The sequence below is a fragment of the Faecalibacterium sp. An77 genome (assembly GCF_002161315.1).
Lineage (GTDB): Bacteria > Bacillota > Clostridia > Oscillospirales > Ruminococcaceae > Faecalibacterium.
On sequence record NZ_NFHK01000010.1, the window covers coordinates 1 to 26454 of the forward strand.

Here is a 26454-nt window from a genome sequence, read left to right on the forward strand (position 1 = left end):
TGCGGAGTGGCGATGTAGCCGGGTCCGATGCCGTTGCACTGGATGTTGTAAGCGCCGTACTCGGAGGCAATGTTCTTGGTCAGCATCTTCAGGCCGCCCTTGGCTGCTGCGTAGGCCGAGACGGTCTCGCGGCCCAGCTCGCTCATCATGGAGCAGATGTTGATGATCTTGCCGCCGCCCTGAGCGATCATGTCGGGGATCACAGCCTTGGACACGATGAAGGGAGCGTTCAGGTCCACGTCGATGACCTGGCGGAACTGCTCAGCGGTCATGTCGCACATGGGGATGCGCTTGATGATGCCGGCGTTGTTCACCAGAATGTTGATGTGGCCCACTTCCTCGGTGATCTTCTTCACCATCTCGTTGACGGCGTTCTCATTGGTGACGTCGCAGACGTAGCCGTGAGCGTTGATGCCGGCCTCCTTGTAGGAAGCCAGGCCCTTGTCCACCAGCTCCTGCTTGATGTCGTTGAACACGATGGTGGCGCCGCAGTTGGCCATAGCGGTAGCGATGGCGAAACCGATGCCGTAGGATGCGCCGGTGATCAGAGCCACTTTGCCGGTCAGGTCAAAGGATTTTGCAGTACAGACAGACATTTTTATAACCTCCTGTCACGGTGCAGGAGCCGCCTGCACCGTCTGTGTAGGCGGTGCTGGGTGCGCCGCCCTTTTCTTTATGATACCGCCCACTTGGTGGGATGTCAAGGCGCGGAGGCCATGTTGTATCCCAAGTACATAAAATCCTATAAAAAAGACAAGAAGGTACAAAAAGCCCCGCACTGCGGCAAAGCAAACGCAGCGCGGGGCGGAAATAGCCAGCTTGCCCGGGGTCAGGGCCCGTCTATCTCAGACCGGGCCGCCGGGTGCGGTATTTTGAAAGCGGGTACGAATCAGCGGGCCGAAACGTACTTGTGCAGGGTCTTGCGGACAGCGCCGGGGCCAGCGTACAGCTCGGCCACCATGCCCTCGATCTTCTCGCCCAGGCCGGCCTCGTACAGGTCGACGCCAAAGACGTCCTTGCGGCTGTAGAGAGCCTTCAGGCAGCTGAAGTCCTGGGGACCTTCCTTGACCTCCAGGTCAGCCACGATGGCGCTCAGCTCAGCCAGCAGCGGATCGGGAGACGGCTCAAAGGCCTTGCCCTCGTCGTCGATGCCGCGGATGTAGCGGGCATAGCCAGCCAGAACCAGCGGGACCAGGACCAGGTTGTTCATATCGAGGCCGCGGGCCTGATAGGCCTTGATGGTCTCACCGAAGCGGATGGACAGCTTCTGGGAGGTATCGGTGGCGATGCGCTGGGGTGCGTCGGGCATGAAGGGGTTGGGCAGACGGCGGTTCAGAACTGCGTCGATGAAGTCGGTGGGCTTCAGGACACCCGGGTCCACAACCACCGGCATAGCCTCGATGTAGCCCATCTTGGTGATGAGACCGCGGATATCCTCGTCGGCCATCTCGGCGCTGATGAGGGTATAGCCCAGCAGGCAGCCATAGATGGACATGGCGGTGTGCAGCGGGTTCAGGCAGGTGCAGACCTTCATCTTCTCGACCTTGTCCACGGTCTCGCGGTCAGCGTACATGACGCCGCCCAGCTCCAGCGGGGGACGGCCGTTGGTGTACTTGTCCTCGATGACCAGGTACTCGGTCTCCTCTGCGTTGACAAAGGGAGCGGTGAAGGTGTGGCGCTCGGTGACGATGGTGTAGTTGTCCTCGAAGCCGTCGTCTTCCAGCATCTTCTGGACCTTGGCGTCGGGGCGCGGGGTGATCTTGTCGATCATGCTCCAGGGATAGGAGACCTTGCTCTCATCCTTGACGTACTCCACGAAGCCGGCGGGAACCAGGCCCATCTCGGCCCACTTCTCAGCGTAAGCCATGACGCCGGCCTTGACCTTGTCGCCGTTGTGCGAGCAGTTGTCCATGCTCTGGAGGGTGACAGGCAGGGCGCCGGCCTTGTAGCGCTCATACAGCAGAGCGGTGACCTTGCCCATGGCGAACTGTGCGTTCATGCCCTTCTCCAGGTCGGCGGGCGAGAAGCCGTAGCCCTTCTCGGTGATGGTGAAGGACACCATCTGCAGGCTGGGTGCGGTGAAGATCTCCACCAGGCGGGCCCAGTCCTCGGTGAACTGAGGATCGGCCTTCAGGCTCTCGGTGACAGCGCCCACGACCTTCTTCTCGATGGTGCCGGTGGACTGCAGGCAGACCAGCAGGCTCAGGTTGTCGTAGGGGCGGTATGCCTTGTCGATGATCTCATAGTCGAAGCTCTCGGCCACGATGACGCCGCGGTCATACTTGCCGGAGTCCAGCACCTGCTGCAGGATGGCAGCTGGGAAGGCCCGGAAGATGTTGCCTGCGCCGAAGTGAACCCAGGTGGGCTCGGCAGCGGTCTTGGCCTTGACGGCCTCGCGGTCAAACTTGGGCAGCTGATAGCCCTTCTCCGCCCAGGCGGAGCTTACGGGGCCGTGCTCAATATCGGTTAATTTCATGAATCCATGCTCCCTTTCATAGTTCAGGACCGGCGGAACTTACTTGTTCTCGGCGTCCAGCTTGTCCAGCATATCCCAGACGCCCCACATATACATGATGCCCAGGGCGCGGTCATACAGACCATAGCCGGGACGGACATTGCCGGGACCCTCGCCCCACAGGTGACGGCCGTGGTCGGGGCGGATGTAGCCCTCGTAGTGGCAGTCGTGGTAGGCCTTCAGGATCTCCAGAATATGGGTGTCGCCGTCACAGTCGCGGTGGCTGGCCTCCGAGAAGTCGCCGTTCTCGAAGTGCTTGACGTTGCGGATGTGGGCAAAGGCGATGCGGTCGCAGTGCTTGCGGATGACGTCGGCCACGTTGTTGTTGGGGTCGGCGTTCAGGCTGCCCGAGCACAGGGTCAGGCAGTTGTAGGGATCATCCACCATGGACAGGAACCGGTCGATGTTCTCGGCGCTGGTCAGCAGGCGGGGCAGACCGAAGATATCCCAGGGGGGATCGTCCATGTGGATAGCCATCTTGATGTCGCACTCGTGGCAGACCGGCATCAGGGCCTCCAGGAAGTACTTCAGGTTCTCCCACAGCTTCTCCTTGGTGACGGGGGCGTAGGCCTTGAACAGCTCGTCCAGCTTGGCCATCCGCTCCGGCTCCCAGCCGGGGAAGGTCATGTTGTACTTCTCGGTGAAGCTCATGATATAGTCGGCCATCGCCTTGTAATCGCTCTGGATCATGTCCTTCTGATAGTACAGGGCGGTGGAGCCGTCGCCCACCGGGTGGAACAGGTCGGTGCGGGTCCAGTCAAAGATGGGCATGAAGTTGTAGCAGATCACCTTCACGCCGAATTTGGACAGATTGCGGATGGTCTGGATATAGTTGGCGATATAGCCGTCACGGGTGGGCAGGCCGATCTTGATGTCGTCGTGAACGTTGACCGACTCCACCACGTCCATGTTGAAGCCATAGGGCTCGAGCTGCTTGTGCACCTCGGCGATTTCTTCCACTTCCCACACTTCACCGGGCATCTTGTTGTGGAGGGCCCACACGATGCTGGTCACACCGGGAATCTGCTTGATGTCGGACAGCTTGATCTTATCGTTGCCTTCGCCGTACCAACGGAAACCCATTTGCATTGGCATAGTCTTCTCTCCTTTTTGCTGGATTGATGCGCAGCAGCCCTGCGCAGGGCGCAGCGCGGCATCTTGTTGTTTCCATTCTAGTATATCAATCGTGTTTTGGCAAGTGGTAAACCCTCCATTCTTTTGGAGGGCTTTTTGTGAATTGTTCCCAAATACAAAAAACCGTGAGAAAAATTTTACGTTTCTCACGGTTTATTTTACTATTTTGTTGTAAAAACGTCATCCAAGAAAGGAAAAACTTTCTTTTTTGCGGCGGCGTCTTTTTTGGTTTTCAGGGCCTCTCAGCCCTCGATGAAATAGTCCGGATGGCTGCGGCGGGCCTCCTCCACCGAGGCCTTGTACCGCTGCAGATGATCCCGCAGGGCCTGTTCCAGGGCCTCAGGGGTGCCGTTTTCCAGGGCGTCCACGATCCGGCCGTGCTGGATGGGCACCGAGGCGTTCTCCCCCAGCATCAGGCTGAACAGGCGCAGCCGTTCAATGTGCTTGAAGGTGGAGAGCATGTGGTCGAAGTGCTCCTCCATCCCGCAGAACTCAAAGGACAACCGGTGGAACTTGTTGTCAATCTCCAGCATATGGCTGTTCTTCAGAGGGCTGTCGGGGGCCGCGGCGGCCTGTTCGTATTCCTGGATGCTGGCGCGGTAGGCCGCGATGTGTTCCGGTTTGCAGTGCTTGTACACGTGGAACAGCATCTCTTTTTCCAGGGTGAAGCGGGCGAACTGTTCCAGCCGCATCAGCTTGAGGTCGATGGGGGCCACATAGGTGCCGCTCTGGGGTTTAATGGTGACCATGTGCGCGATGTTCAGCATAATGAGGGCTTCCCGCACCGGTGTGCGGCTGATCCCCATTTCCTCAGCCAGTTGTCGATCGTTGAGCGGGTCGCCGGGCTTGAGCTCCATGGTGACGATCCTGCCCCACAGCGTCTGGTACGCTGCTTCTCGTGCGCTGGATGCTGCCATACGGCGCACCTCCTTTCCTGCCTTTCGTCCTTCGACGTTTTTGTTTTCATGATCTTGCGTTTCTTGTCTTTCCTCTTTAAAATCCCAGTACCATTGTAGACGGAAGCTGCATCCGCGTCAATGCACCATTTGTTCAAACTTTATCAAATTAATTTTACAAGAGGGTTACAAAAAACCCAAAACCTCCGCCTCAGGAAAGCGCTTTGTGCTGCGTGCGGTTTCCCCGCCGGTACAGGGGCCAGTACCACACCGCCGCCACCGCCAGACCGCAGACCACGTCGATGATGGAGTGCTGTTTGGTGAACATGGTGGACAGGCAGATCAATGCCGCCCAGCCGAAGGCGATCACCTTGCGCCCGGGGTGATTCTGCGCCAGTTTGCTCTTGGAAAAGGCCAGCGCCATGCAGGCCGAGCTCTGGCAGTGGATGGAGGGGCAGACATTGTTGGAGGCGTCGGCCTTCCAGATCAGCTGCATGATGTCCATGGCGATGTTGTCCCGGCCCACCTGCTCCAAGGTGGGCCGCAGGTCCACCCCGTTGGGCAGGATCATGTAGAGGATCAGACAGAAGGTCATCCCCGAAAACATCATCAGGCAGAGTTTGTCGTAGGCCGGGGTATCGTACCACCACAGCAGGGCGGTGACCCCTACCAGCAGTCCGAACCAGCTGCAATAGGGAAAGATAAACCACTCACAAAAGGGGATCATATCATCGATGGGGCTGTGGATGATGTAGGTGGGGTCGGTGATGGTCCAGTCCAGGGCGAAAAACCAGACCAGGTAAATCACCCAATACAGCTGGAACCAGAGATGAGGCCGCAGCCTTAAAACGTTCAGCATGATTTGTATATTCTCCTTACAACCGTTCACTTTTCTTGCTTTTTACGGACATTTTACGGCGGGCCCAAACTTGACCCGCCGGATGCCATACTTTGTTATTGTAACACATCCCCTGCCCTTGCGCAAATAGACAAAGTACAGTAAAATAAGAATGGAACGTGTCTTTTTACGTCGTTCCCACAGGAAACCGGCCGGGCGGGCCCTTCCGGCCCCCGGCCCCGATTGCATGCTTGACAGTTTGAGGTTCTGTAATGTATACTTCACCCATTCGCCTGATTACGGTCGATCTGGACGGCACCCTCCTGAACGATCAGAAAGAGATGACGCCCCGCACCCGGGCGGCCCTGGAAGCCGCTTCGGACCGGGGCGTGGAGATTGTGCCGGCCACCGGCCGCACCGTGGCGGGTCTGCCCGCCGACCTCCTGGCCATCAAGGGGGTGCACTATGCCATCACCGCCAACGGCGCCCGGACCATGGACCTGGCCACCGGCCAGCCCATCCAGGAGCTGTACATCCCCAGAGACAAGGCCCTGGCGGCCTACGACGTGCTGATGCAGTACGACTGCCTGGTGGATCTGTTCCAGGACGGCCAGGGCTACACCACCGAGGCCAACCGGGCCGCGGCGGTTCGCTTTGTCCCCGACAACCTGCGGGCCTACGTCCTGAACACCCGCAAGACCCTGCCCGACCTGCGGGCCTTTATCACCCAGCAGGAGCGGGGCCTGGAAAAGCTCACCATCTTCTTTGTGGATGATGCGGAGCGCCAGAAGGCCTGGGCCGCCGTGGAGGCTCTGGGGGTCAACGTGGTGTCCAGCCTGCCCCTGAACATGGAGATCAACGCCGCCGGGGTGGACAAGGGAACCGGACTGATGGCCCTGGCGGAGCTGCTGAAACTGCCGGTCTCCTCCCTGATGGCCATGGGAGACGGCGGCAACGACATCGGCATGATCCGGGCTGCCGGCCTGGGCGTGGCCATGGGCAACGCCTTCCCCGACGTGAAGGCCGCCGCCAACCACATCACCGCCTCCAACAACGAAGACGGCGCAGCTCTGGCCATCGAAACCTTTGTACTGGAGGACAACACCAAAACTCTATGAACAAACCATCCATTCAAATGGCAGCGCTGGACCTGGACGGCACCCTGCTGAACCGCGCCAGCCAGGTCTCTCCCCGCACTTTGGAGGCCCTGCAGCAGGCCATGAACCGGGGCGTGGCGGTTCTGCCCGCCACCGGCCGGGGATTGTCCTCCCTGCCGCGGGTGGTGGCCTCCATCCCCGGGGTGCGGTACGCCATCACCTCCAACGGCGCCGCCGTCTGGGATCTGGGGGACCAGCCTCTGGCGGCCGTCCGCAGCCGGTACGGCGAGCCCGGCCCCGAGCCGGTGACCCAGCCGACCCGTCTGATCTACAATCCCCTGCCCGCAGACACCGCCCGGGCTGTCTTTCAGCTGCTGGACCGGTTCGACGGGGACCTGACCCTCTTTGCCGACGGACGGAGCCTCAAGACCCCCGCCGGCATCGCCTGGTCCAAAGCCCGGATCGCCCGGCTCCTCTCCACCGAGGCCAAACAGGCCGACGACGGACGGTTCACCGTCCTGCCCGACCTTCACCCCTATTTTGAAGCCCACGCCGGAGATATCGAGAAGTTCTGCATGTTCTTCTCCTCCCGCGAGGAAGCCGAGGCCGCCCTGCCCCTTCTGGCCGCCATTCCCGGCGTAGAAGCCACCCAGGGCTCCCCCGACAACATCGAGGCCACCGCCGCCGGCGTCAACAAGGGCTCGGCCCTGCTGGCGCTGGCCGCCCATCTGGGGATCCCCCGGGAGGGCGTGCTGGCCATCGGCGACAGCGAAAACGACCGCCGGATGCTGGAAGCCGCCGGCGTCGCCGCCGTCATGGCCAACGGGATGCCCTCCATCCAAGCCCTGGCAGACATCGTCTCGGAACAGGACTGCAACCACGACGGCGTGGCCGAACTGCTGGATCGGCTGGGCCTGACCGGCGCCTGAGAGCCTGTTTCTGGTCGGTTTTATGCAATGTATACAAGTTACCCCTGCAAACATTGTGCTTTGTGAGTATTACCAAACGGCCCCGCTTGGTTTATACTAGTATTATACAACAGTGTGCCTGGACAAGCTTTGTCTGTGGCCATGGTCATACTGCGCAAAGCCTGAAAGTAAAGGAGAATGCGTTTATGAATCCTATTGCTGAGAAAATTTATGAAATAGGCATTGTGCCCGTTATCGCCTTCAACAGCGTGGACGAAGCCCTGCCTCTGTGCAAGGCCCTGGCCGACGGCGGCCTGCCCGCAGCTGAAGTTACCTTCCGCACCGCCTGCGCTGAGGAGTGCATCAAGCTGATCCACAAGGAGATGCCCGAGATGCTGCTGGGCGCCGGCACCGTCCTGACCATCGATCAGGCTGACCGCGCCATCGACGCCGGCGCTTCCTTCGTGGTTGCCCCCGGCTTTGATCCCGCTGTCACCAAGCACGTCATCGAGCGCGGCTGCGTGGCTATGCCCGGCACCTCCACCGCCGGCGAGATGCAGCAGGCCATGAACCTGGGCTGCGAGGCCATCAAGTTCTTCCCCGCTGAGGCCAACGGCGGCGTCGCCATGCTGAAGAACATCGGCGCAGCCCTCAAGAGCGCCAAGTGGATGTGCACCGGCGGCGTCAACGCCAAGAACGTCAACGATTATCTGAACTACGATCAGATCATCGCCGTGGGCGGCACCTGGATGTGCAAGAACGACGTGATCAAGGCCAAGGATTGGGACAAGATCACCGCCATGTGCAAGGAGGCCGTTGACACCATGCTGGGCCTGCGTCTGGTCCACATCGGCATCAACACCGAGAACGAGGACGAGGCCAAGGCTACCGCCAACGCTCTGGCTTCCCTGCTGAACATGAAGGTCACCCCGGGCAACTCCAGCATCTTCGTGGGCAACAAGGAGTTCGAGATCATGAAGAAGCCCGGCCGCGGCAAGAACGGCCACATCGCCATCGGCTGCAACAACGTCGATCGCGCCATCTATCACTTGAGCCGCCGCGGCGTCAAGTTTGACCTGGAGTCCAAGGGCGTCAAGGACGGCAAGACCATGTCCTGCTACATGGCAGACGAGATCGGCGGCTTCGCCATCCACCTGGTCAAGGCCTGATCCATTTTTTCCATGCCATACCCCGCCGCGGGACATCCGCCCTGCGGCGGGTTGTTTGAAGTCTACCCACACTGAATCATAACATTGAAGGAGAATATCACAATGAAAGTTGTTACCTTTGGCGAACTGATGGTCCGTCTGCAGCCGTTCAACTACGAGCGCTTTGTCCAGGCCAGCAACCTGGAGTTCACGTTCGGCGGCGGTGAGGCAAACGTTGCCGTCTCGCTGGCCAACTACGGCGTGGACGCCGCTTTCGTCACCAAGCTGCCCGCACACGCCATCGGCCAGTGCGCCGTCAACAGCCTGCGCCGTTACGGCGTTGACACCAGCATGATCGTCCGCGGCGGCGACCGTGTGGGCATCTACTACAATGAGAAGGGCGCTTCCCAGCGCGGCTCGGTCTGCATCTACGACCGCGCCAACAGCGCAATCCAGCTGGCTCAGCCCTCCGACTTCGACTGGGAGAAGATCTTCCAGGGCGTGGATTGGTTCCACTTCACCGGTATCACCCCGGCTCTGGGCGAGAACGTCGTCGAGATCTGCCGTCAGGCCTGCAAGGCTGCCAAGGCTGCCGGCGTCAAGATCAGCTGCGACCTGAACTACCGCGGCAAGCTGTGGACCCGTGAGCAGGCCCGCGCCGCCATGACCGACCTGTGCCAGTACGTGGACGTCTGCATCTCCAACGAGGAGGACGCAAAGGACGTCTTCGGCATCGAGGCTGAGGCTACCGACATCTACGGCGGCACCCTGAACCACGAGGGCTACAAGAGCGTTGCCAAGCAGCTGGCTGACAAGTTCCACTTCGAGAAGGTCGCCATCACCCTGCGTGAGAGCCACAGCGCTTCCGACAACGGCTGGAGCGCCATGCTGTACGACGCTGCTTCCAACGAGTACTGCTTCTCCAAGAAGTACGAGCTGCGCATCATCGACCGCGTCGGCGGCGGCGACTCCTTCGGCGGCGGCCTGATCTACGCCCTGCTGAACGGCAAGAGCACCCAGGACGCTGTTGAGTTCGCCGTGGCTGCTTCCGCTCTGAAGCACTCCATCGAGGGCGACTACAACATGGTCACCGTCTCCGAGGTGGAGAAGCTGGCCGGCGGCGACGGCTCGGGCCGTATCCAGCGCTAAAAAGCGGCTGCACGGGAGGCTGTCACATGGATATCCGTTATTCCTGCAACCAGAAAGATTTCAAGCGCTACACCACCGAGGAAATGCGGGACGAAATGCTCATCACCGGCCTGTACAAGGCCGATGAAGTGGTGGCCGTCTACAGCCATGTGGACCGCATGGTCACCCTAGGCTGCATGCCGGTTCATGAAGTGGTGTCCATCGACAAGGGCATCGACATCTGGGCCAACTTCGGCACCCACTATTTCCTGGAGCGGCGTGAGATCGGCATGTTCAACATCGGCAAGGGTTCCACCGGCATCGTCGTCGCCGACGGCGTCCGGTACGAGCTGGGCTACAAGGACTGCCTGTATATCACCCAGGGCACCAAGGAGGTCACCTTCGCTTCGGCTGATCCCTCCTGCCCCGCCAAGTTCTATATGGTGTCGGCCCCGGCCCACTGCGCCTATGAGACCCGCCTGATCAAGATGGCCGATGCCAACCATCGGCCTCTGGGCAGCGTGGAGACCTGCAACAAGCGGACCATCAACCAGTTCATCCACCCCGACGTCCTCAAGACCTGCCAGCTCAGCATGGGCATGACCGAGCTTGAGCCGGGGTCCAACTGGAACACCATGCCCAGCCACACCCACGAGCGCCGGATGGAGATCTACACCTATTTCGAGCTGCCCGAGGGACAGGTGGTCTTCCACATGTGCGGTGAGCCCACCCAGACCCGCCACATCGTCATGCACAATGAGGATGCGGTCATCAGCCCGTCGTGGAGCATCCACAGCGGCGTGGGCACCTCCAACTACACCTTCATCTGGGCGATGGGCGGCGAGAACATGGAGTTTGACGACATGGACAACATCGCCACCACCGACCTGCGCTAAACTGCCAGCTCCGGGCAGACCGGGCTTGTAACGTTATGCCACAAGGCCCCGTATCCGGTGCACGCCGGGTACGGGGTCTTTCTTGTTAAATTTTTGCCTAGTATACATCGAAGGATACAACGCACCTCTGGAAAGAAAGGAGCTTTTCCCCATGGAACTTTCTGCATTTGACCTGAGCGGCAAAGTGGCGCTGATCACGGGCGGCGCCCATGGCATCGGCTTTTCGATCGCCGAAGGGATGGCCCGCTGCGGGGCCACGGTCTGCTTCAACTGCTCGTCCCAGTCCAGCTATGAAAAGGGCATGGCGGCCTACAAAGAGGCCGGCATCGACGCCCACGGCTATGTTGCGGACGTCACCGACTGGGAGGCCGTCCAGGCCATGGTAGCCCAGATCAAGCAGGATGTGGGCCCGGTGGACATTCTGGTGAACAACGCCGGCATCATCCAGCGCAAGCCCATGCTGGAAACCAGCACCGAGGATTTCCAGAAGGTGCTGAACGTCCATGTGGTGGGCGCCTTCAACTGTTCCAAGGCGGTGCTGCCGGACATGATCGAAAAGCGTGCCGGCAAGATCATCAACATCTGCTCCATGATGAGCGAGCTGGGCCGTGAGACGGTGTCGGGTTATGCGGCAGCCAAGGGCGGTCTGAAGATGCTGACCAAGAACATTGCCTCGGAGTTTGGCGAGTACAACATCCAGTGCAACGGCATGGGACCCGGCTACATTGCTACTCCCCAGACCGCGCCCCTGCGCGAGCGTCAGCCGGACGGCAGCCGTCATCCCTTTGACCAGTTCATCCTGTCCAAGACCCCGGCCGGACGCTGGGGCGAAGCCGAGGACATGGTAGGTCCCTGTGTATTCCTGGCCTCCCACGCCTCCGACTTCGTCAACGGCCAGATCCTCTACGCCGACGGCGGCATCCTCGCCTACCTCGGCCGTCAGCCCGGCTAACTTACTTTTCTGGAAGAAAAGTAAGCAAAAGACTTTTACTGTGTACCATACAGTTTCCGGGTCTCCGGCGGTTCCACGGGGCCTTTACGCTTTGGCTCGCTCCCGGCGCTTGGGCCTGCGGCCCGGTACGATGCAAAGTTCCGGCATAGCCTGATTTTGACGATCTGGTGCGGCCAAAGCCTAACATTAGAGTCCATGGTTCCGGTACACAGAAAAGCGCCATGAACACCAAATCCCTGCTCCTGTTTGGGGCAGGGATTTTTTATTTGCAGGTTATTTCCAGGGCTTTGGTGTATGGGTGTATGTTGGCACAGTCCGGCCAAAGGATTTTTTCTCTCTCCTGTTGGCAGAGCGCCGGGCTTCAGCCTTTGCACCATGCTGCATTCCGGTATCATTCGATTTTACTTTATCCGACTGTTCCCCTGTATAAAACAACAACCCTCGCCTTACATGAGGCGGGGGTTGTCGTATTTTATGGGTTTGCTGAGCGCATCGACGGAAAACCGATGATGAGCCGCCCGATACCAGTCAAAATGGGATTAAAGCCTGCTTGCTGCAAGCTTTCCTCAAACCTTTCATGCAATCTCCCTTTTAAGCAGCCCGTAATCGAAGCGGGCCGCAGGCCGGGAACCTTCTAAAGCGGCTGAAACCTTGCCGCCGGCTGGGCCTTGGGAAGACTACAGCAGTTTGCGGTACCAGGTAAAGCCCTCTTGCGCTTAGCCAATTTTCTCTGCGGGCATGAATGCCCTTGTGAAAATTGGAGCGCTGCGCCAGCGGCGGCTCCCTGTTTCATCCACTGGATGCGGTCGCCGCCGCTGCCAAGCTTTTTCTCGAAAAAGCGGGAAGTTAGACCTTTTCGATGGTGATGGTCCAGGTGCTGGTCATGGCCTCGTCGGGCTCCAGCACTTCGTGCTTGCCCTCCTCGTTGACGCTGTTGGCCCAGCCGTTCCAGGGCTCCATGCAGACAAAGTTCTCAGCATCCTGCTGCCACAGCACACCGTTGGTAAAGCTCTCGTCGGCATCCACCGTCACCTTGTGTCCGTTGCCCTTGTCGGTGAAGGACATGGGGAACTCCACGCCGGTCAGCAGCCGGATGCTGTTGTCGGCGCCGGGCTTCCGGGTCAGGGAGATCTTCTCGGGTGCGGCGGGCTGCTCGCCCTTGGCATCCTCAGAACAGGTGGCGCAGCGGATGTCAAAGTCCACGTTTTCCAGAGCGCTGGCCACAAAATAGGGATGATAGCCAAAGCTGAAAGGCATGGGCTGCTCGCCGTCGTTGATGACGGTCAGGTCGATGGAAGCGGTGTTGCCGTCCAGATTGTAGGTCACCATCAGGGTGAAGTCAAAGGGATACAGGAACTTGGTCAGCGGGCTGGACTGCAGCATCAGGGTGACGCCGTCGGGGCCTACGCTGTCCACCTGCCAGGGGCACAGGTCGGCCAGGCCGTGGGTCTCCATGGGATAGGCCTTGCCGTCAAAAATGTGGACGCCGTTGTCCGGGTTGGAGCAGCTGGGGAACAGGATGGGCACCGCAAAACGGGGCCGGTTGCACTCGCTGAAATTGGGCCGACGAATCCAGATGTATTCGTCCCCCTCCAGGGAGAACCCGGTGATCATGCCGCCCCGCTCCGGGGTGATGACCAGCTCGGTCTTGGCAGCCGAATCGGTGATGACATACTGCTCGTAGCAGGCGTCCCCTTCGGTGATGTAGCGGGTGGTAATCTGATTCATAGCATATACCTCCTGTCAAGTGCTGCGGGCGGTCTGCCCGCCGGTCTGTGTTGCCTTTATTGTACCAGATTTTGCGCCAAAGGGCCATGCCGATTTTTTCAGCATGGCCCTTTTCTGTGCTTTTACAGGACGACGCCGTCCTTGAAGATGGAGATATCCCGGAACCCGTTGATTTCGGCCTTGGTCTGCTTGCCGCTGGCGGTATCAATCACCAGCTGCAGCAGGTCCTGAGCGGTCTCGTCGATGGTCTTTTTGCCGTCGGCGATGACGCCGGCGTTGAAATCGATCCAGCCCGGCTTTTTCTCTGCCAACGGGGTGTTGGTGGACAGCTTCAGGGTGGGAGCCGGCGCCGAGAAGGGGGTGCCGCGGCCGGTGGAGAACAGAATCATATGCGCGCCGGCGGCGGTCATGGCGGTGGCCGACACCAGGTCATTGCCGGGGCCGTACAGCATGTTCAGGCCCTTGGTGACCACGGGGTCGCCGTAGCCGATGACGTCCATAATGGGGGCGGTGCCGCCCTTCTGGACACAGCCGCAGCTCTTGTCCTCCAGGGTGGTGATGCCGCCCTGCTTGTTGCCCGGAGAGGGGTTGTCGTAGACCACCTCGTTGTGGCTGATGAAGTAATTCTTGAAGCCGTTGAGCATCTGCTCGGCCTTGACAAAGACGTCGCGGTTGATGCAGCGGTTCATCAGGAAGCCCTCAGCGCCGAACATCTCGGGCACCTCGGTCAGGACGGTGGAACCGCCACGCTGGCCCAGCATATCCGAGAACCGGCCAATGGTGGGGTTGGCGGTGATGCCGGACAGGCCGTCCGAGCCGCCGCACTTCATGCCCACCACCAGCTCCGACACCGGGATGGGCTGGCGCTCAAACTGGCGGGCGTAGTCGGCCAGCTCTTCCAGCAGCTTGCGGGCGGCGGCGAACTCGTCCTCCACGTCCTGGCAGACCAGGAACTTGACGCGGTCGGGGTCGTACTCGCCCAGCTCGGCCTTGAACTGGTCGGGCTGGATGTTCTCACAGCCCAGGTGCAGCACCAGCACGCCGGCGGCGTTGGGATGGCGCACCAGAGCGGCCAGCAGCTTGCGGGTCTGGGCGTGGTCGTGGCCGGTCTGGCTGCAGCCGAAGGGATGCGGGAAGGTGTACAGGCCCTCGATGCTGCCGGTGACCAGATCCTGGTTGTCCTGCACCATCTTCTTGGCGTTTTCGTTGACGCAGCCCACCACCGGGATGATCCAGATTTCATTGCGGATGGCGGCGCGGCCGTCCTTGCGGCGGAATCCCATAAAGGTCTCGGGCTCCACATGGGGCAGCGGGGCCAGGTCGCAGGCGGGGTTGTAGCTGTACTCCACCTCGCCCGACAGGTTGGTCTTGACATTATGGGTGTGCATCCAGCGGCCGGGCTGGGCGTCCTCGGTGGCGTGGCCGATGGGGAAACCGTACTTGATGACGTCCTCACCTGCCCGGATGGGCTTCACTGCCATCTTGTGGCCCTGGGGAATGTCCTCCAGAGCGGTCACCGACAGGCCGTCGGCTTCCACCGTCTGGCCCTTGGCGATGGGATGCAGCGCCACCACCACGTTGTCGATGGGGCTGATATGAATAACCTGCGCCATAGTTGCAGTTCTCCTTGTCTTATCAAAAAAGCCGGCGGGGCATTCCCCCGCCGGCGGATGGGTCGGGTGTGCCGGCGCGCCTCACAGGAGAGGCGTCGGGTCTGTCACAGACACCCTGAATCGGGTCTTACAGGCAGCTCTTGTAAGCGGCCTCGGCGCCCTGGCTGCGGATCAGTTCCAGATCGGCCAGGACAGCGGCCTCCACGCCGGGGATGGCGGTCAGGTCCTGATCCCACATCTGGGTGTTGGTCAGAACAGCATGGACCAGATCGGCGGCGGAGTCGTCCTTGTGTGCGTAGTAGAAGTCCAGAGCCCAGGCGTCATCCTGGATCTTGTAGGTGTTGCCGGCGGGGCGCTTGCAGATCAGGCCGTCGGCGGTGCGCTCCTGGATGTCGCTGGAGTAGAAGGCAATGTAAGCGGCCAGGCTCATGGTCAGGCACTTGGGCAGCTCGTTCTTCTCCTTGATGTACTCCAGGAAGGAAGGCATGTTGCGGGCCTTCCACTTGGAGGTAGAGTTCAGAGAGATGCTCATCAGCTCGTGGTTGATGAAGGGGTTGTTGAAGCGGTCCTGCACGGCGGCGGCAAAGGCCATCAGGTCGTCCTTGTCCAGAGGCAGAGTGGGGATAACTTCCTCATACAGCATCTTGTTCATGAACTCGCGGATGGTGTCGTTGTGCATGCAGTCGCGGACGATGTCGTAGCCGGCCAGATATGCGCCCAGAACAAAGCCGGTGTGGGCGCCGTTCAGGATGCGGACCTTGCGCTTCTTGTAGGGGGTGACGTCAGGCACCACCATGACGTTGACGCCGGCCTTCTTGAACGGCAGCTTGCCCTCCAGCCAGGCCGGACCCTCGATGACCCAGACGCCGAACACTTCGCCCACGTCCAGAACCTGATCGTGGTAGCCGTTGGCCTCCTCGATGGCAGCCATCTCCTGAGGATCGCGGATGCGGCCCGGGACGATGCGGTCCACCAGGGTGGAGCAGAAGGTGTTGGCGGTGTTCATCCAGTCGATGAAGGCCTGATCCAGGCCCCAGTCGGCGGCGTAGTTGTTGCAGCACTTCTGCAGCTCCTTGCCGTTGTTGTCGATCAGCTCGCAGGAGAGGATGATCAGGCCCTTGTCGGCGGCGCCGTTAAAGGCCTTGTAGCGCTCGTACAGCACGCGGGTCAGCTTGGCGGGGAAGCTGTTGGGAGGCACCTGGTCAAACTCGCTGTCGCCCTTGGTGTAGGCGATGCCGGCCTCGGTGGTGTTGGATGCAATGATCTCCAGATCGGGGCTGGCGGCCAGAGCCAGAACCTCGGCCCACTTGCCCTCGCTGTAGGGGCACACGCAGTTGGCCACGCAGGAAATCACCCGCTTGTCGTCCACCTTCTGGCCCTTCTCGCTGCCGCGCAGGTACAGGGTATACAGGCCCTCCTGCTCGTTGATCCAGTCGGCCATCTGGGGGAAGTTGCCGATGGGCTGCACCAGGCTCACCTTGCCGTTCCAGCCGGCCTTCTCATTGGCCACGTCAAAGAAATAATCCACAAAAGCCCGCAGGAAATTGCCCTCGCCGAACTGCATCACCTTGATGGGGGCATCCTTCAGGATGTACCCATTGTAGCCAGTCTGGGCCAGAACCTTATAATTCAAAGTTTCCATCTCATGCTCTCCTTTACACGTTCACTCTTCCAGCGCCGGCAGGACCGCTCCCGCCGGATTTCTTCTTCTATTTTAAGATCTTGTATACAAAGAAGTCAAGTGTTTCTTTTGGGTTTTCCGGCCAAAACAGGCCCCATCCACAAATTCCAGCGGTTTACACAAGGAATTCTATCAAAATTCAGCAGTTTTTCAGTTGTATACAATGCCCCATTTAAGGTATACTATAACTAAGTGAAACTCTGCCCTGGCGCAGACGATCCATTGAACACGCTGGAACCTAGCGAAAAAAGGAGTAATAAAACCATGAAAGCATTTATGGATAAAGACTTCATGCTTCAGTCTCCCACCGCACAGCACCTGTACCACACCTATGCGGCGGATATGCCCATCTGCGACTATCACTGCCACATTTCCCCCCGGGAAATTTATGAGAACCGCAAGTTTGAGAACATCACCCAGGTTTGGCTGGGCGGCCGGCAGCCCGATGGCAGCCTGGCCGGCGACCACTACAAGTGGCGCGTGATGCGTTCCAACGGCGTGCCCGAGGAGTACATTACCGGTTCCAAGTCGGACCGTGAGCGCTTCCAGAAGTTCGCCGAGGCCCTGCCCATGGCCATCGGCAACCCCATGTATCACTGGACCAACCTGGAGCTGCGGAAATACTTCGGCTATGAGGGCGTCCTGAACGGCGACACCGCCGAGGAAGTCTGGAACCTGTGCAACGAGAAGCTGCAGAACGATCCCAAGCTGACCGTCCGCGGCCTAATCGAGCAGTCCAACGTGGCCTTCATCGGCACCACCGACGATCCCATCGACAGCCTGGAGTGGCACGAGAAGATCAAGAACGATCCCACCATCAAGTTCACCGTGGCTCCTTCCTTCCGTCCCGACAAGGCCGTCAACATCAACAAGCCCGGCTTTGTGGAGTATATGGGCAAGCTGGCTGCCAGCGTCGGCAAGGAGAAGCTGGCCTGCATCCACTGCGTCATGGACGCTCTGACTGAGCGGCTGGAGTTCTTCGTCAAGATGGGCTGCCGCGCAGCGGACCACGGCCTGGACTACGTGCCCTACCGTGAGGCTTCCATCGAGGAAGTGGACGCCATCTACAAGAAGGCCATGGCCGGCGAAGCCGTCACCGTGGAGGAGGCCGAGAAGTACCAGACCGCCCTGCTGATCCACATGGGCAAGCTCTACCACAAGCACAACGTGGTAATGCAGCTGCACTACTCCTGCCTGCGCGGCGTCAACCGCAAGATGAACGCCCTGCTGGGACCCGACACCGGCTTTGACATGATCAACCAGAACACCTGCGGCGGCAACATTGCTGCTCTGCTGAGCGCTCTGACCGACACCGCCGAGTGCCCCAAGACCATCATCTACAGCCTGAACCCGGTGGACAACGAGCAGATCGGCACCATTCTGGGCTGCTTCCAGGACGACGAGATCCCCGGCAAGATTCAGGCCGGTTCCGCCTGGTGGTTCTGCGACCAGAAGGTGGGCATGGAGAACCAGATGAAGTCTCTGGCCAACCTGGGCCTGCTGGGCAACTTCGTCGGCATGCTGACCGACAGCCGCAGCTTCCTGAGCTACACCCGTCACGACTACTTCCGCCGCATCATGTGCAACCTGATCGGCCAGTGGGTTGAGGACGGCGAGTATCCCAACGACGAGAAGTCTCTGGAGAAGATCGTCCGCGGCATCTGCTTCGACAACGCCAAGCGCTACTTCTGCCTGTAACCTACTTTTCTGGAAGAAAAGTAGGCAAAGGCAACGGCGGCGACCGCGTCCAGTGGACGAAACAGGGAGCCGCCGTTGGCGCCGCGCTCCGTTTTTTGCAAGCGCCCGCCGTGGCGCGCCGCAAAAAACGGCTAAGCGCAAGAGGACTCACTGTGTACCATACAGTTTGCGGGTCTCCGATAGTTCCGCGGAACCGTTATGTTCCGGCTCGCTCGTTGCGTTTGCGCCTGCGGCGCGGTACGATGCAAACCTCAACATAGCCTGAGGTTGACCGTCCAGGATCGTTCCAGGGGGCCGGCAACCTCGACACACAGAAAAGTTCCATAAAAATCAGAATCTCCGCTCCTTTCCGGGGCGGGGATTTTTTGCTGCCTGTTTTTGAATTTGAAAATCATTCAGTCACTTGTAATGCGTGTTCTTTTCGCCGTCCCGGCCATCTTTTCCGCCCCTTTTTGGCAAAAGAAAAACTCCCTCATCCGTTCAGCCCGGGCAGGCTTTGCGGATGAGGGAGTATTTTTGTTATAAAGGATGATGTTGTACTCCGGTAAAAGAGCACTCCATGCAGCGAGCCCCTTCGGGGCGCGGCCGCAGACCGGGGGGAAGTGCCCCCGCCGCTGGCGGGTTAGTCGCGGCTGCGGTTGCCCATGCCCAGCAGACGCAGGACAAACAGGAAGATGTTGATGAAGTCCAGATACAGGGTCAGAGCGCCGTAGACGCTGGCCTTCTCAGCCAGTTCGCTGTCGGCTGCATAGTAGGCGTACATCTGATGCAGCTTCTGGGTGTCGTAGGCGGTCAGCAGCATAAAGACCACCAGGCCGATGCCGCTGTACAGCAGGGATGCGCCAATGCCGAATCCGAACAGGGTGCCCACCAGACCGGTAACCATCATGGCCATCAGACCCATCATCAGCTTGGGACCCCAGCTGGTCAGATCCTTGTTGGTGGTGTGGCCATAGAACGCCATGAGCCCAAAATAAATGGCGGTACTCAGGAAGGCCATCACCAGGGTGTTCACCGAGAACAGAAGGAAATAATAGCTCAGGACCATGCCGTTGAGGGCCGAATAAGCCAGGAACACGCCCCGGGCGGCGCCCACCGACATCCGCTGCAGCCGTGCGCTCAGGGTAAACACCAGAGCCAGCTCGGCAATGGTCAGCACCAGATACAGCGAGTTCACCAGATAAAACAGAGGCGTCGTGACCGTCAGGAACGCCACGGCAAAAGTTACCACCAGGCCGCAGGCCATCCAGCGGTAGGTCCGGGCCATATAATCGGCAGCGGACATCGTAGCTTCGGTGTAGCCGCGGTCGTAATCGTTGTTGTAATAATTCATATAAGACACTCCTTTTTCCACGGGCGGGGGTGTCATGGGCTCTTGCCCCGCTCTGATGGTTACAGTATACTATAGAGAAATGAACGTTTCATGAAAAGGCTGTGACTGATTTTGTCTTTCGGATTGTACTACCATATTCCCTATTGTTTTTCCCGCTGTCGGTACTGTGATTTCTACGCCGCCGGGGGCCAGCGGGGCGTCCCCGACGCCTACATTGACGCCCTGCTGCGAGAATTGCACCGGCATCCTCTGCCCGGTGCGCCGGATACCGTCTACTTTGGAGGCGGCACCCCCAGCCTCCTCACCCCGGCTCAGGCCCGGCGCCTGATTCAGGCGGCAGCGCCCCGGCCGGGGGCCGAAATCACCCTGGAAGCCAACCCCGAAACCGTGAATGAAGAACGGCTCAGGGGCTTCCGGGAAGCCGGCGTCAACCGGCTGTCGCTGGGGGTTCAGTCGGCCAGCGACACCCAGCTGCGGACCCTGGGCCGGCCCCACAATGCCGCCCAGGCCCGGGCTGCCTTTGCCGCCGCCCGGCAGGCCGGTTTTGCCAACATCAGCGGCGACATCATGCTGGCCCTGCCCCACTACACCCGGGCTGAGTTCGACCAGACGCTGGCTCTGATCCAGGAAGGCGGCGCACAGCACATCTCCGCCTACCTGCTCAAGATCGAGCCGGGGTCGGCCTTTGGCCGTCGTCCCCCCGAGGGTCTGCCCGACCCCGACCAGGCCGCCGACTTTTACCTCTACGCCGTGGAACAGCTGGCCCGGGCCGGCTACCGGCAGTATGAGATTTCCAGCTTTGCCCGGCCCGGCTTTGAGGGACAGCACAACCGCATCTACTGGGACTGCGGGGACTATCTGGGTCTGGGCCCTGCCGCCCACAGCTGCATGGGAAACAGGCGGTTTTATTATTCCCCCGACACCGCCGCTTTCATCGCCGGGTCTGACCCGGTGCCCGACGGGGTCTGCGGGGCTGAGGACTACCTGATCCTCCAGCTGCGGCTGGCCGACGGGCTGGATCTGGCCGAATACCGCCGCCGGGGCGGGGCGGAATTCACCGCTCACCAGCAGGCCTTTCTGGAGCACTGCGCCCGGGCCGGTTACCTGACCCTGACCCCGGACCACATTGCCCTCACCCCCCTGGGGATGATCGTACAGAACAGCATTTTGGAGGAACTGATTTAAGGCAGGGGACGGCCGGTCCCCCCTTTCAGTTCATCCAGCCGGAGCACCGGCCACCCCAGGGCCTCAATGGCGGCCCGGTCATGGGTGGCCAGCAGCACAGGCCCTCCGGCACAGCGGCGGTTCAGCAGAGCCGCCGCTTTTTCCATGGACACAGGGTCCAGACCGGTGAAGGGCTCGTCCAGCAGGCGGGTGTCGGCTTTGGCCCACACCGCCCGCAGCAGGGCGGTCCGCCGCTTCTGTCCCCCCGACAGCCGGGCCGCCGGCAGGGTCAGGGCCTCGCCGGTCATGCCCAGCAGGGCAAAGTCTTTCTCTACCGCAGAGCGGCAGGCTTTGCCGTCGGGCAGGACCAGCAGCACATTGTCCACCGCCGACAGCTGGGGGCAAAGCCGGTCCTCCTGAAAGACCGCCGCCGCCCGGCCCACCCCGGCGACCGAACCGCTGTCGGGTTTGTCCAGGCCCAGCAGAATCCGCAGCAGGGTGGTCTTGCCCCAGCCGCTGGGAGCCCACAGCACCGCCGGGGCCGCCGCCGAGAAGGTTAAATCCTCAAACAGCAGGTGTTCCCCAAAGCGCTTGGTCAGATGTTCCACTTGCAGCGTCATGGCTCTCCCTCCCCGCAGACGCGCCGCACCGCCAGCCCCAGCAGGGCCAAAAAGGCCCTCTCAAACAGGGCGGACAGGCAGATGATGACAAAGGTCCAGGCAAACAGGTCCCCGGTGGAGAGGGTGATTTTGGCCCGGTAGAGGGCGTCGCCGATGCTGCCGTCGGGCAGGCCGATGACCTCGGCGGCCACGCCGCTCTTCCAGCACAAACCCAGGGCGGTGCGGCACCCCTCCCGGAAAGCCGGCAGCACTGCCGGCAGCCAGATGGCCCGCAGACGCCGTCCCGCCGGCAGGCGGAACACCCTGGCCATTTCCAGCAGCTGGACGTCGGTGCTCTGGATGCCGGTGCGGACGGCGCTGTACAGCACCGGCACCGCCATCAGGAAGCTGATGAGGATGCTCAAATCCTTCCCGCGGACCCACACCAGGGCCAGAATCACAAAGCTGGCCACCGGCGTGGCCTTCACCAGCTGCATCACCGGGTCCAGCAGCAGCTCCACCGTCCGGGACAGCCGCGCCCCCACCGCCAGAGCCACGCTGCACAGTGCGCCCAGGCCAAACCCCAGCAGAATCCGCCCGCTGGAAAAAGCCACCCGGGCCCAGAAATCCCCGGTGGGCAGCAGCTGCAGCAGGGTCCCGGCCGCCCGGATGGGGGACACCAGAAACACCTCCTGACCCACGGCCACGGCGGCCCATTGCCACAGGGCCAGCCAGAACGCCACCGCCGCCAGACGGGCGGGCCAGGACTTTTTCTTGGATTTCACAGCACACCTCCTTTTGCTTTGTTCCAGAAAAGTATAAACCAAAAAGGGACGCCCCGCAAGGGGCGCCCTTTTTCCGTTTTCGGGTGATTTTTGAGCGGGCCGGGGCCTTCTCATTCGCCCAGCCAGTAGAAGCCGTCGTCCGGCATCGAGCCGCCCACAGCGGCGGGGTCGGCATCATACAGCACCTGCAGATAACCTGCCACGTCGGCCTTCATATCCTCGCCGGTGGTGCAGACGATGTTGCAGTTGGGCAGAGCTGCCTTGGCGATGGCTGCCTTGGCCACCACGCCCTGCTCCTCGCAGAGGGCGGCAGTGCCGTCCAGGTCATTGTTGGCGGCGTCCACGCTGGCGGTGTAGTCCTCCAGGAAAGCGGCCACCACGTCGGGGTGCTCCTGGGCGTACTCGGTGCGGACCACCGTCACGCCGGTGATCAGCTGGGTGTCGCAGATCTTGTCCCACTCCTCGGTCAGATCCAGAGCCACCCGCAGGGTGTCATCCTGCATGGAGGCGGAGGTCACATAGGGCTGGGGCAGCACCGCGATGGCGTCCTCTGCCACCGCCATCTGGGCGGTGACCTCGGTGGCCTCGCTGTAGAACTCAATGGTCACATCCTGGTCGGGATCAATGCCGTTCTGCTCCAGAATGTAACGCAGGACGTACTCGGGGGTGGTGCCCTTGCCGGTGGACAGGATGGTGCGGCCCTTCAGGTCGGCCACCGACTGGACGGTGTCACCTTTCTCCACCACATACAGGACGCCCAGGGTGTTGACGGCCATCACCTGGATGCCGCCCTGGGTTTTCTGGTAGAGGGTGGCGGCCAGGTTGGCCGGAATCGCGGCCATGTCCAGCTCGCCCTTGGTCAGCAGGGGGACAATCTCGTCGGCAGCGCCGTAGAGCTGCAGGTCATAGCTGAGGGATGCGGTGCCCTCCTCCTGTATGGGCAGCAGGTTGACCAGGCCCATGGTGGTGGGGCCCTTCAGGCCGGCAATCCGAACGGGATCGGTGGTGGACAGGGGCTCGGCGGCCTCTTCCGAGGATGCGGCCTCACTGGAGGCCGCCTGGCTGGAGGCTGCTTCGCTGGAAGCCGCCGTGCTGCCGGAGGCCGAGCTCCCGCAGGCTGCCAGGGACAAAAGCATGGCTGCCGAGAGCAGCAGAGAAATCCATTTCTTCATTGTTTCGTTCCTTCTCACTTTCCAATTTTTACAATTTCCAAAAATTGCACAAAACCATTTGCTTTGCAGGCATCATTCTACTATAATGAAAAGGAAAATACCGTTGCATATGCAACAGAACGCCTGCCGGTCCCGGCGGCGGGGCCCGACTGCCCCGCACCCTTTCCGGCCCGCAGGCCTCTGGAACACACCATCATTGCCGGCGCCTCGGCCCGCCCGGGCCGGCCGCGCCATCGGAACCAATCCATGCAAAACGATGTTACACTCTTACAATCCACCGCCCTGTTCAGCGGTCTGAGCGAGGAGGACCTGAACGGCCTTCTGGCCCGGATCGGCGCCGCCCGCCGCAGCTACAACCGGGGCGCGGTGCTGGTTCAGGCAGGAGCTCCCAGCCACAGCGTGGGGGTCATCCTGTCGGGCCGGATCGAGGCGGTCCGCCGGGCTCCCGACGGCAGCCCCCTGCCCATCACCCGGATGGGGCCCGGAGGCATCTTCGGGGACGTGCTGGGGGGCTCCAGCCTGTACAGCCCGGTGACCGTCACCGCCGTCACCCCCTGCGAAGTCCTGCTGATTCCCTACGAGCGGCTTCTCTGCCCCGACGGCACCGCCGCCGGGCAGCAGGTGCTTCAAAATCTGGTGCGCACCATCAGCGACAAATATTTTCTGCTGGCGCGGCGGGTAGATTTGCTGCTTCTGCGCAGTCTGCGGGCCAAGGTGTCCGCCTATCTGCTCAGCGAGGCCGACCGGGCCGGGCAGCTGACCTTCCGCATTCCCTTTACCCGGGCCCAGCTGGCCGATTATCTCAACTGTGACCGCAGCGCCCTCAGCCGGGAGCTGGGCCGGATGCAGCGGGAGGGTCTGCTGGACACCTACCGCAGCAGCTTTAAACTGCGGGACCCCGACGCCCTGCGCAGGCTGTCCCAATAAAACGCCAAAGGAGCTTCTCATCATGAGCGGAAAACCGATTCTCTGGATCATCATCCCCTGCTACAACGAAGAAGAAGTGCTGCCCATCACGGCGCCCCAGTTTTTGCAGAAGGTGCTGGACCTGGCCGGGGCGGGCCTCATCAGCGACCGCAGCCGGGTCTGTTTTGTGAACGACGGGTCCCGGGACCGCACCTGGGAGCTGATCTGCCAGTTTGCCCGGCAGGACGAGCATTTCATCGGCATCAGCCAGAGCCGCAACCGGGGCCATCAGAACGCTGTCCTGGCGGGCCTGATGGAGGCCCGGGACAAGTGCGACATCACCATTTCCATCGACTGCGACGGCCAGGACGACATCAACGCCATGGACGAGATGGTGCAGAAGTACCTGGACGGGGCCGAGGTGGTGTACGGCGTGCGGAGCCGCCGGGACACCGACACCTTTTTCAAGCGGTTCACCGCTGAGGGGTTCTATCACCTGATGAACCTGCTGGGGGCGGACATTGTCTTTAACCACGCCGACTATCGCCTCATCAGCGCCCGGGTGCTGGAGAACTTTGCCGACTACCACGAGGTGAATATTTTCCTGCGGGGCATGGTGCCTCTGGTGGGCTTTCCCAGCACCACCGTGGCCTATGAGCGCCACGAGCGTCTGGCGGGCGAAAGCCACTATCCCCTGTCCAAAATGCTGAGTCTTGCCTTTGACGGCATCACCAGCCTGTCCAACAAGCCCATCCGGCTGATCACCGGCGTGGGAATGCTGTTCAGCATTGTCAGCTTCATCGGGGTGATCTGGGCCGTGGTGATGGGGCTGATGGGCAGCACCGTGGCCGGCTGGGCCAGCACCGTCTGCATTGTCTGTCTGATGGGCGGCATCCAGCTGATCTGTCTGGGCGTCATCGGGGAATACATCGGCAAGATTTATATGGAAACCAAAGCCCGGCCCCGCTACATCATCAGCGAGCGGACCTGGGAGCCCTACGAAAGGAAGTATCACGGATGAGCAAACAGAACTGGAGAGGTTCCACCCTTTTGAGCCCGGTGCCGCCGGTCCTTGTCTCCTGCGGCAGTCTGGAAAAACCCAACCTCATCACCATCGGCTGGGCCGGCACCATCTGCACCAAGCCTTCCATGGTGTCCATCAGCATCCGGCCCGAGCGCTACAGCTACAATCTGATCAAAGAGAGCGGGAAGTTTGCCATCAATCTCCCCACCGAGGCCCTGGTCCGGGCGGTGGACTGGTGCGGAGTCAAGAGCGGCCGGGACGTGGACAAGTTCCAGGCCATGGGGCTTCATGCCGCGCCGGGCTCCGCCCTGCCTGACTGTCCCATTCTGGAGGAGAGTCCGGTCAATCTGGAGTGCCGGGTCACCCAGGTCATTCCTCTGGGCAGCCACGACATGTTCCTGGCCGAAGTGGTCGGCTGTTGTGTGGACGAGGATCTTCTGGACAGCGAGGGCAAGCTCCATCTGGACAAAGCCCGGCTCATTGCCTACAGCCACGGCGAATACCATGCCCTGGGCCGCCGTCTGGGAACCTTCGGCTATTCGGTCCGCAAAAAATCCACCTCCAAAAAACGCCGCTAACCTCCCGCTTCTCCCGCTTTTTCGAGAAAAAGCTTGGCAAAAAGCTTTACTGGGTACCATACACTTTCCGGGGCTCCCAAGGTTCCGCGGGTCCTTTACGCTCCGGCTCGCTCGTTACGTTTGTGCCTGCGGCACGGTACGCAAACACAGCGACCGCATCCAGTGGATGAAACAGGGAGCCGCCGCTGGCAACGTAGGCGAGGTGCTGCCCGCGGCAGAAACAGCCGAGCCGAAGTTGGGGCCGTGGTCTGCCTTTTGCGAGAGCGCGGCGACGCTCGAAGCAAAAGCAGGGCACCACAACCCGGAGCAGCGCTCCAATTTTCACAAGGGCATTCATGCCCGCAGAGAAAATTGGCTAAGCGTAAGAGGGCTTCACCTGGTACCGCCGACTGCTGTAATCTTCACAAGGCCCAGCCGGCGGCAAAGTTCCAGCCTCTTTATGAGGCTCCCGGCCTGCGGCCGAATACGATGCAAGGTCCGGCATAACTTAATTTTCCAACGCGCTGAAAAGCTCCTATAAGATCACAAATCCTCGTTCCCGCAAAGGGAAACGGGGATTTTTTAATTGGGGGAGGCTTCGTGCCGTCAAATCAAGTCTGCTGCCGTACATTCCCAATCCGCTGTGCGTCACGCCGCAAGGGGGTTCATCCGCAGGGCTGGG

Annotated in this window: 24 protein-coding genes; 12 read left to right on the top strand and 12 right to left on the bottom strand. The window is 60.9% G+C overall.

What is annotated here, in order from left to right; translation table 11 throughout:
* The 5 genes from B5G28_RS05220 to B5G28_RS05240 all read right to left on the bottom strand — a co-directional run.
* On the bottom strand, positions 1-596 hold a 596-nt coding region (locus B5G28_RS05220), incomplete at its 3' end, for an SDR family NAD(P)-dependent oxidoreductase (RefSeq protein ID WP_087246668.1).
* A 293-nt stretch (positions 597-889) separates the two neighbouring features.
* Positions 890-2476: a mannitol dehydrogenase family protein gene (locus B5G28_RS05225; RefSeq protein ID WP_087246669.1), complete on the bottom strand. Its 1587-nt coding sequence runs from the start codon at positions 2474-2476 to the stop codon at positions 890-892.
* A gap of 39 nt (positions 2477-2515) precedes the next feature.
* Complete coding sequence (gene uxuA / locus B5G28_RS05230; RefSeq protein WP_087246670.1) at positions 2516-3610, bottom strand: mannonate dehydratase; 1095 nt, start codon at positions 3608-3610, stop codon at positions 2516-2518.
* Between the two features lie 281 nt (positions 3611-3891).
* Positions 3892-4566 (bottom strand): GntR family transcriptional regulator, encoded by a 675-nt coding sequence (locus tag B5G28_RS05235; protein WP_087246671.1) that lies wholly within the window; start codon positions 4564-4566, stop codon positions 3892-3894.
* 190 nt (positions 4567-4756) lie between these two features.
* A complete protein-coding gene (locus B5G28_RS05240) occupies positions 4757-5404 on the bottom strand; it encodes a phosphatase PAP2 family protein (RefSeq protein WP_204228818.1) in 648 nt (215 codons plus the stop codon).
* A 251-nt stretch (positions 5405-5655) separates the two neighbouring features.
* Here B5G28_RS05240 and B5G28_RS05245 point away from each other — a divergent pair, with 251 nt between their 5' ends.
* The 7 genes from B5G28_RS05245 to B5G28_RS05275 all read left to right on the top strand — a co-directional run bounded on the left by B5G28_RS05245 (position 5656) and on the right by B5G28_RS05275 (position 12150).
* Complete coding sequence (locus B5G28_RS05245) at positions 5656-6501, top strand: Cof-type HAD-IIB family hydrolase (protein WP_087246672.1); 846 nt, start codon at positions 5656-5658, stop codon at positions 6499-6501.
* Complete coding sequence (locus B5G28_RS05250) at positions 6498-7409, top strand: HAD family hydrolase (RefSeq protein ID WP_087246673.1); 912 nt, start codon at positions 6498-6500, stop codon at positions 7407-7409. Before B5G28_RS05245 ends, B5G28_RS05250 begins: the two co-directional genes overlap by 4 nt.
* A 185-nt stretch (positions 7410-7594) precedes the next feature.
* Positions 7595-8557 carry a bifunctional 4-hydroxy-2-oxoglutarate aldolase/2-dehydro-3-deoxy-phosphogluconate aldolase gene (eda, locus tag B5G28_RS05255; protein ID WP_087246674.1) on the top strand — a complete coding sequence of 321 codons (963 nt, stop codon included), beginning with the start codon at positions 7595-7597 and terminating at the stop codon, positions 8555-8557.
* A gap of 102 nt (positions 8558-8659) precedes the next feature.
* The gene (locus B5G28_RS05260) at positions 8660-9685 is read left to right on the top strand and encodes a sugar kinase (protein WP_087246675.1); all 1026 of its coding nucleotides are present in this window, start codon (positions 8660-8662) and stop codon (positions 9683-9685) included.
* A gap of 26 nt (positions 9686-9711) precedes the next feature.
* Positions 9712-10560: a 5-dehydro-4-deoxy-D-glucuronate isomerase gene (kduI, locus tag B5G28_RS05265; RefSeq protein ID WP_087246676.1), complete on the top strand. Its 849-nt coding sequence runs from the start codon at positions 9712-9714 to the stop codon at positions 10558-10560.
* 151 nt (positions 10561-10711) lie between these two features.
* The gene (locus tag B5G28_RS05270) at positions 10712-11512 is read left to right on the top strand and encodes a gluconate 5-dehydrogenase (RefSeq protein WP_087246677.1); all 801 of its coding nucleotides are present in this window, start codon (positions 10712-10714) and stop codon (positions 11510-11512) included.
* Between the two features lie 221 nt (positions 11513-11733).
* Positions 11734-12150 carry a hypothetical protein gene (locus B5G28_RS05275; RefSeq protein WP_087246678.1) on the top strand — a complete coding sequence of 139 codons (417 nt, stop codon included), beginning with the start codon at positions 11734-11736 and terminating at the stop codon, positions 12148-12150.
* Between the two features lie 208 nt (positions 12151-12358).
* Here the strand turns inward: B5G28_RS05275 and B5G28_RS05280 are convergent, their stop codons facing one another.
* The 3 genes from B5G28_RS05280 to B5G28_RS05290 all read right to left on the bottom strand — a co-directional run bounded on the left by B5G28_RS05280 (position 12359) and on the right by B5G28_RS05290 (position 16495).
* On the bottom strand, positions 12359-13240 hold the full coding sequence (locus B5G28_RS05280; RefSeq protein ID WP_087246679.1) for an aldose epimerase: 882 nt from the start codon (positions 13238-13240) through the stop codon (positions 12359-12361).
* A gap of 122 nt (positions 13241-13362) precedes the next feature.
* Positions 13363-14853: an altronate dehydratase family protein gene (locus tag B5G28_RS05285; RefSeq protein WP_087246680.1), complete on the bottom strand. Its 1491-nt coding sequence runs from the start codon at positions 14851-14853 to the stop codon at positions 13363-13365.
* 127 nt (positions 14854-14980) lie between these two features.
* Positions 14981-16495: a tagaturonate reductase gene (locus B5G28_RS05290; RefSeq protein WP_087246681.1), complete on the bottom strand. Its 1515-nt coding sequence runs from the start codon at positions 16493-16495 to the stop codon at positions 14981-14983.
* Between the two features lie 303 nt (positions 16496-16798).
* Between B5G28_RS05290 and uxaC the strand changes: the two genes are divergently transcribed.
* Entirely contained in the window at positions 16799-18232 is a 1434-nt protein-coding gene (uxaC, locus tag B5G28_RS05295) for a glucuronate isomerase (protein WP_087246682.1), read from the top strand.
* Positions 18233-18854: 622 nt separating this feature from the next.
* Here the strand turns inward: uxaC and B5G28_RS05300 are convergent.
* On the bottom strand, positions 18855-19565 hold the full coding sequence (locus tag B5G28_RS05300; protein WP_087246683.1) for a Bax inhibitor-1/YccA family protein: 711 nt from the start codon (positions 19563-19565) through the stop codon (positions 18855-18857).
* Between the two features lie 111 nt (positions 19566-19676).
* Here B5G28_RS05300 and hemW point away from each other — a divergent pair, with 111 nt between their 5' ends.
* Entirely contained in the window at positions 19677-20750 is a 1074-nt protein-coding gene (hemW, locus tag B5G28_RS05305) for a radical SAM family heme chaperone HemW (RefSeq protein WP_087246684.1), read from the top strand.
* On the opposite strand, the gene B5G28_RS05310 is transcribed toward hemW, so the two are convergent.
* The 3 genes from B5G28_RS05310 to B5G28_RS05320 all read right to left on the bottom strand — a co-directional run bounded on the left by B5G28_RS05310 (position 20747) and on the right by B5G28_RS05320 (position 23285).
* Entirely contained in the window at positions 20747-21349 is a 603-nt protein-coding gene (locus B5G28_RS05310; protein WP_087246685.1) for an ATP-binding cassette domain-containing protein, read from the bottom strand. The genes hemW and B5G28_RS05310 overlap by 4 nt on opposite strands.
* The gene (locus tag B5G28_RS05315) at positions 21346-22113 is read right to left on the bottom strand and encodes an ABC transporter permease subunit (protein ID WP_242956766.1); all 768 of its coding nucleotides are present in this window, start codon (positions 22111-22113) and stop codon (positions 21346-21348) included. The genes B5G28_RS05310 and B5G28_RS05315 overlap by 4 nt, the downstream gene beginning before the upstream one ends.
* Before the next feature lie 110 nt (positions 22114-22223).
* Positions 22224-23285 carry an MqnA/MqnD/SBP family protein gene (locus tag B5G28_RS05320; RefSeq protein WP_087246687.1) on the bottom strand — a complete coding sequence of 354 codons (1062 nt, stop codon included), beginning with the start codon at positions 23283-23285 and terminating at the stop codon, positions 22224-22226.
* Between the two features lie 246 nt (positions 23286-23531).
* Here B5G28_RS05320 and B5G28_RS05325 point away from each other — a divergent pair, with 246 nt between their 5' ends.
* The 3 genes from B5G28_RS05325 to B5G28_RS05335 are packed head-to-tail and all read left to right on the top strand — an operon-like array spanning position 23532 to position 25793.
* Positions 23532-24212: a Crp/Fnr family transcriptional regulator gene (locus B5G28_RS05325; protein WP_087246736.1), complete on the top strand. Its 681-nt coding sequence runs from the start codon at positions 23532-23534 to the stop codon at positions 24210-24212.
* Between the two features lie 22 nt (positions 24213-24234).
* Positions 24235-25212: a glycosyltransferase family 2 protein gene (locus tag B5G28_RS05330; protein ID WP_087246688.1), complete on the top strand. Its 978-nt coding sequence runs from the start codon at positions 24235-24237 to the stop codon at positions 25210-25212.
* A complete protein-coding gene (locus tag B5G28_RS05335) occupies positions 25209-25793 on the top strand; it encodes a flavin reductase family protein (RefSeq protein ID WP_087246689.1) in 585 nt (194 codons plus the stop codon). The genes B5G28_RS05330 and B5G28_RS05335 overlap by 4 nt, the downstream gene beginning before the upstream one ends.
* Positions 25794-26454 lie beyond the last annotated feature (661 nt).

Excerpts from the sequence above, each read along its gene's own strand:
- B5G28_RS05225 (WP_087246669.1), bottom strand. The coding sequence starts at position 2,476 with ATGAAATTAACCGATATTGAGCACGGCCCCGTAAGCTCCGCCTGGGCG.
- uxuA (WP_087246670.1), bottom strand. The coding sequence starts at position 3,610 with ATGCCAATGCAAATGGGTTTCCGTTGGTACGGCGAAGGCAACGATAAG.
- B5G28_RS05235 (WP_087246671.1), bottom strand. The coding sequence starts at position 4,566 with ATGGCAGCATCCAGCGCACGAGAAGCAGCGTACCAGACGCTGTGGGGC.
- B5G28_RS05240 (WP_204228818.1), bottom strand. The coding sequence starts at position 5,404 with ATGCTGAACGTTTTAAGGCTGCGGCCTCATCTCTGGTTCCAGCTGTAT.
- B5G28_RS05245 (WP_087246672.1), top strand. The coding sequence starts at position 5,656 with ATGTATACTTCACCCATTCGCCTGATTACGGTCGATCTGGACGGCACC.
- B5G28_RS05250 (WP_087246673.1), top strand. The coding sequence starts at position 6,498 with ATGAACAAACCATCCATTCAAATGGCAGCGCTGGACCTGGACGGCACC.
- eda (WP_087246674.1), top strand. The coding sequence starts at position 7,595 with ATGAATCCTATTGCTGAGAAAATTTATGAAATAGGCATTGTGCCCGTT.
- B5G28_RS05260 (WP_087246675.1), top strand. The coding sequence starts at position 8,660 with ATGAAAGTTGTTACCTTTGGCGAACTGATGGTCCGTCTGCAGCCGTTC.
- kduI (WP_087246676.1), top strand. The coding sequence starts at position 9,712 with ATGGATATCCGTTATTCCTGCAACCAGAAAGATTTCAAGCGCTACACC.
- B5G28_RS05270 (WP_087246677.1), top strand. The coding sequence starts at position 10,712 with ATGGAACTTTCTGCATTTGACCTGAGCGGCAAAGTGGCGCTGATCACG.
- B5G28_RS05275 (WP_087246678.1), top strand. The coding sequence starts at position 11,734 with ATGAACACCAAATCCCTGCTCCTGTTTGGGGCAGGGATTTTTTATTTG.
- B5G28_RS05280 (WP_087246679.1), bottom strand. The coding sequence starts at position 13,240 with ATGAATCAGATTACCACCCGCTACATCACCGAAGGGGACGCCTGCTAC.
- B5G28_RS05285 (WP_087246680.1), bottom strand. The coding sequence starts at position 14,853 with ATGGCGCAGGTTATTCATATCAGCCCCATCGACAACGTGGTGGTGGCG.
- B5G28_RS05290 (WP_087246681.1), bottom strand. The coding sequence starts at position 16,495 with ATGGAAACTTTGAATTATAAGGTTCTGGCCCAGACTGGCTACAATGGG.
- uxaC (WP_087246682.1), top strand. The coding sequence starts at position 16,799 with ATGAAAGCATTTATGGATAAAGACTTCATGCTTCAGTCTCCCACCGCA.
- B5G28_RS05300 (WP_087246683.1), bottom strand. The coding sequence starts at position 19,565 with ATGAATTATTACAACAACGATTACGACCGCGGCTACACCGAAGCTACG.
- B5G28_RS05310 (WP_087246685.1), bottom strand. The coding sequence starts at position 21,349 with ATGACGCTGCAAGTGGAACATCTGACCAAGCGCTTTGGGGAACACCTG.
- B5G28_RS05320 (WP_087246687.1), bottom strand. The coding sequence starts at position 23,285 with ATGAAGAAATGGATTTCTCTGCTGCTCTCGGCAGCCATGCTTTTGTCC.
- B5G28_RS05325 (WP_087246736.1), top strand. The coding sequence starts at position 23,532 with ATGCAAAACGATGTTACACTCTTACAATCCACCGCCCTGTTCAGCGGT.
- B5G28_RS05330 (WP_087246688.1), top strand. The coding sequence starts at position 24,235 with ATGAGCGGAAAACCGATTCTCTGGATCATCATCCCCTGCTACAACGAA.
- B5G28_RS05335 (WP_087246689.1), top strand. The coding sequence starts at position 25,209 with ATGAGCAAACAGAACTGGAGAGGTTCCACCCTTTTGAGCCCGGTGCCG.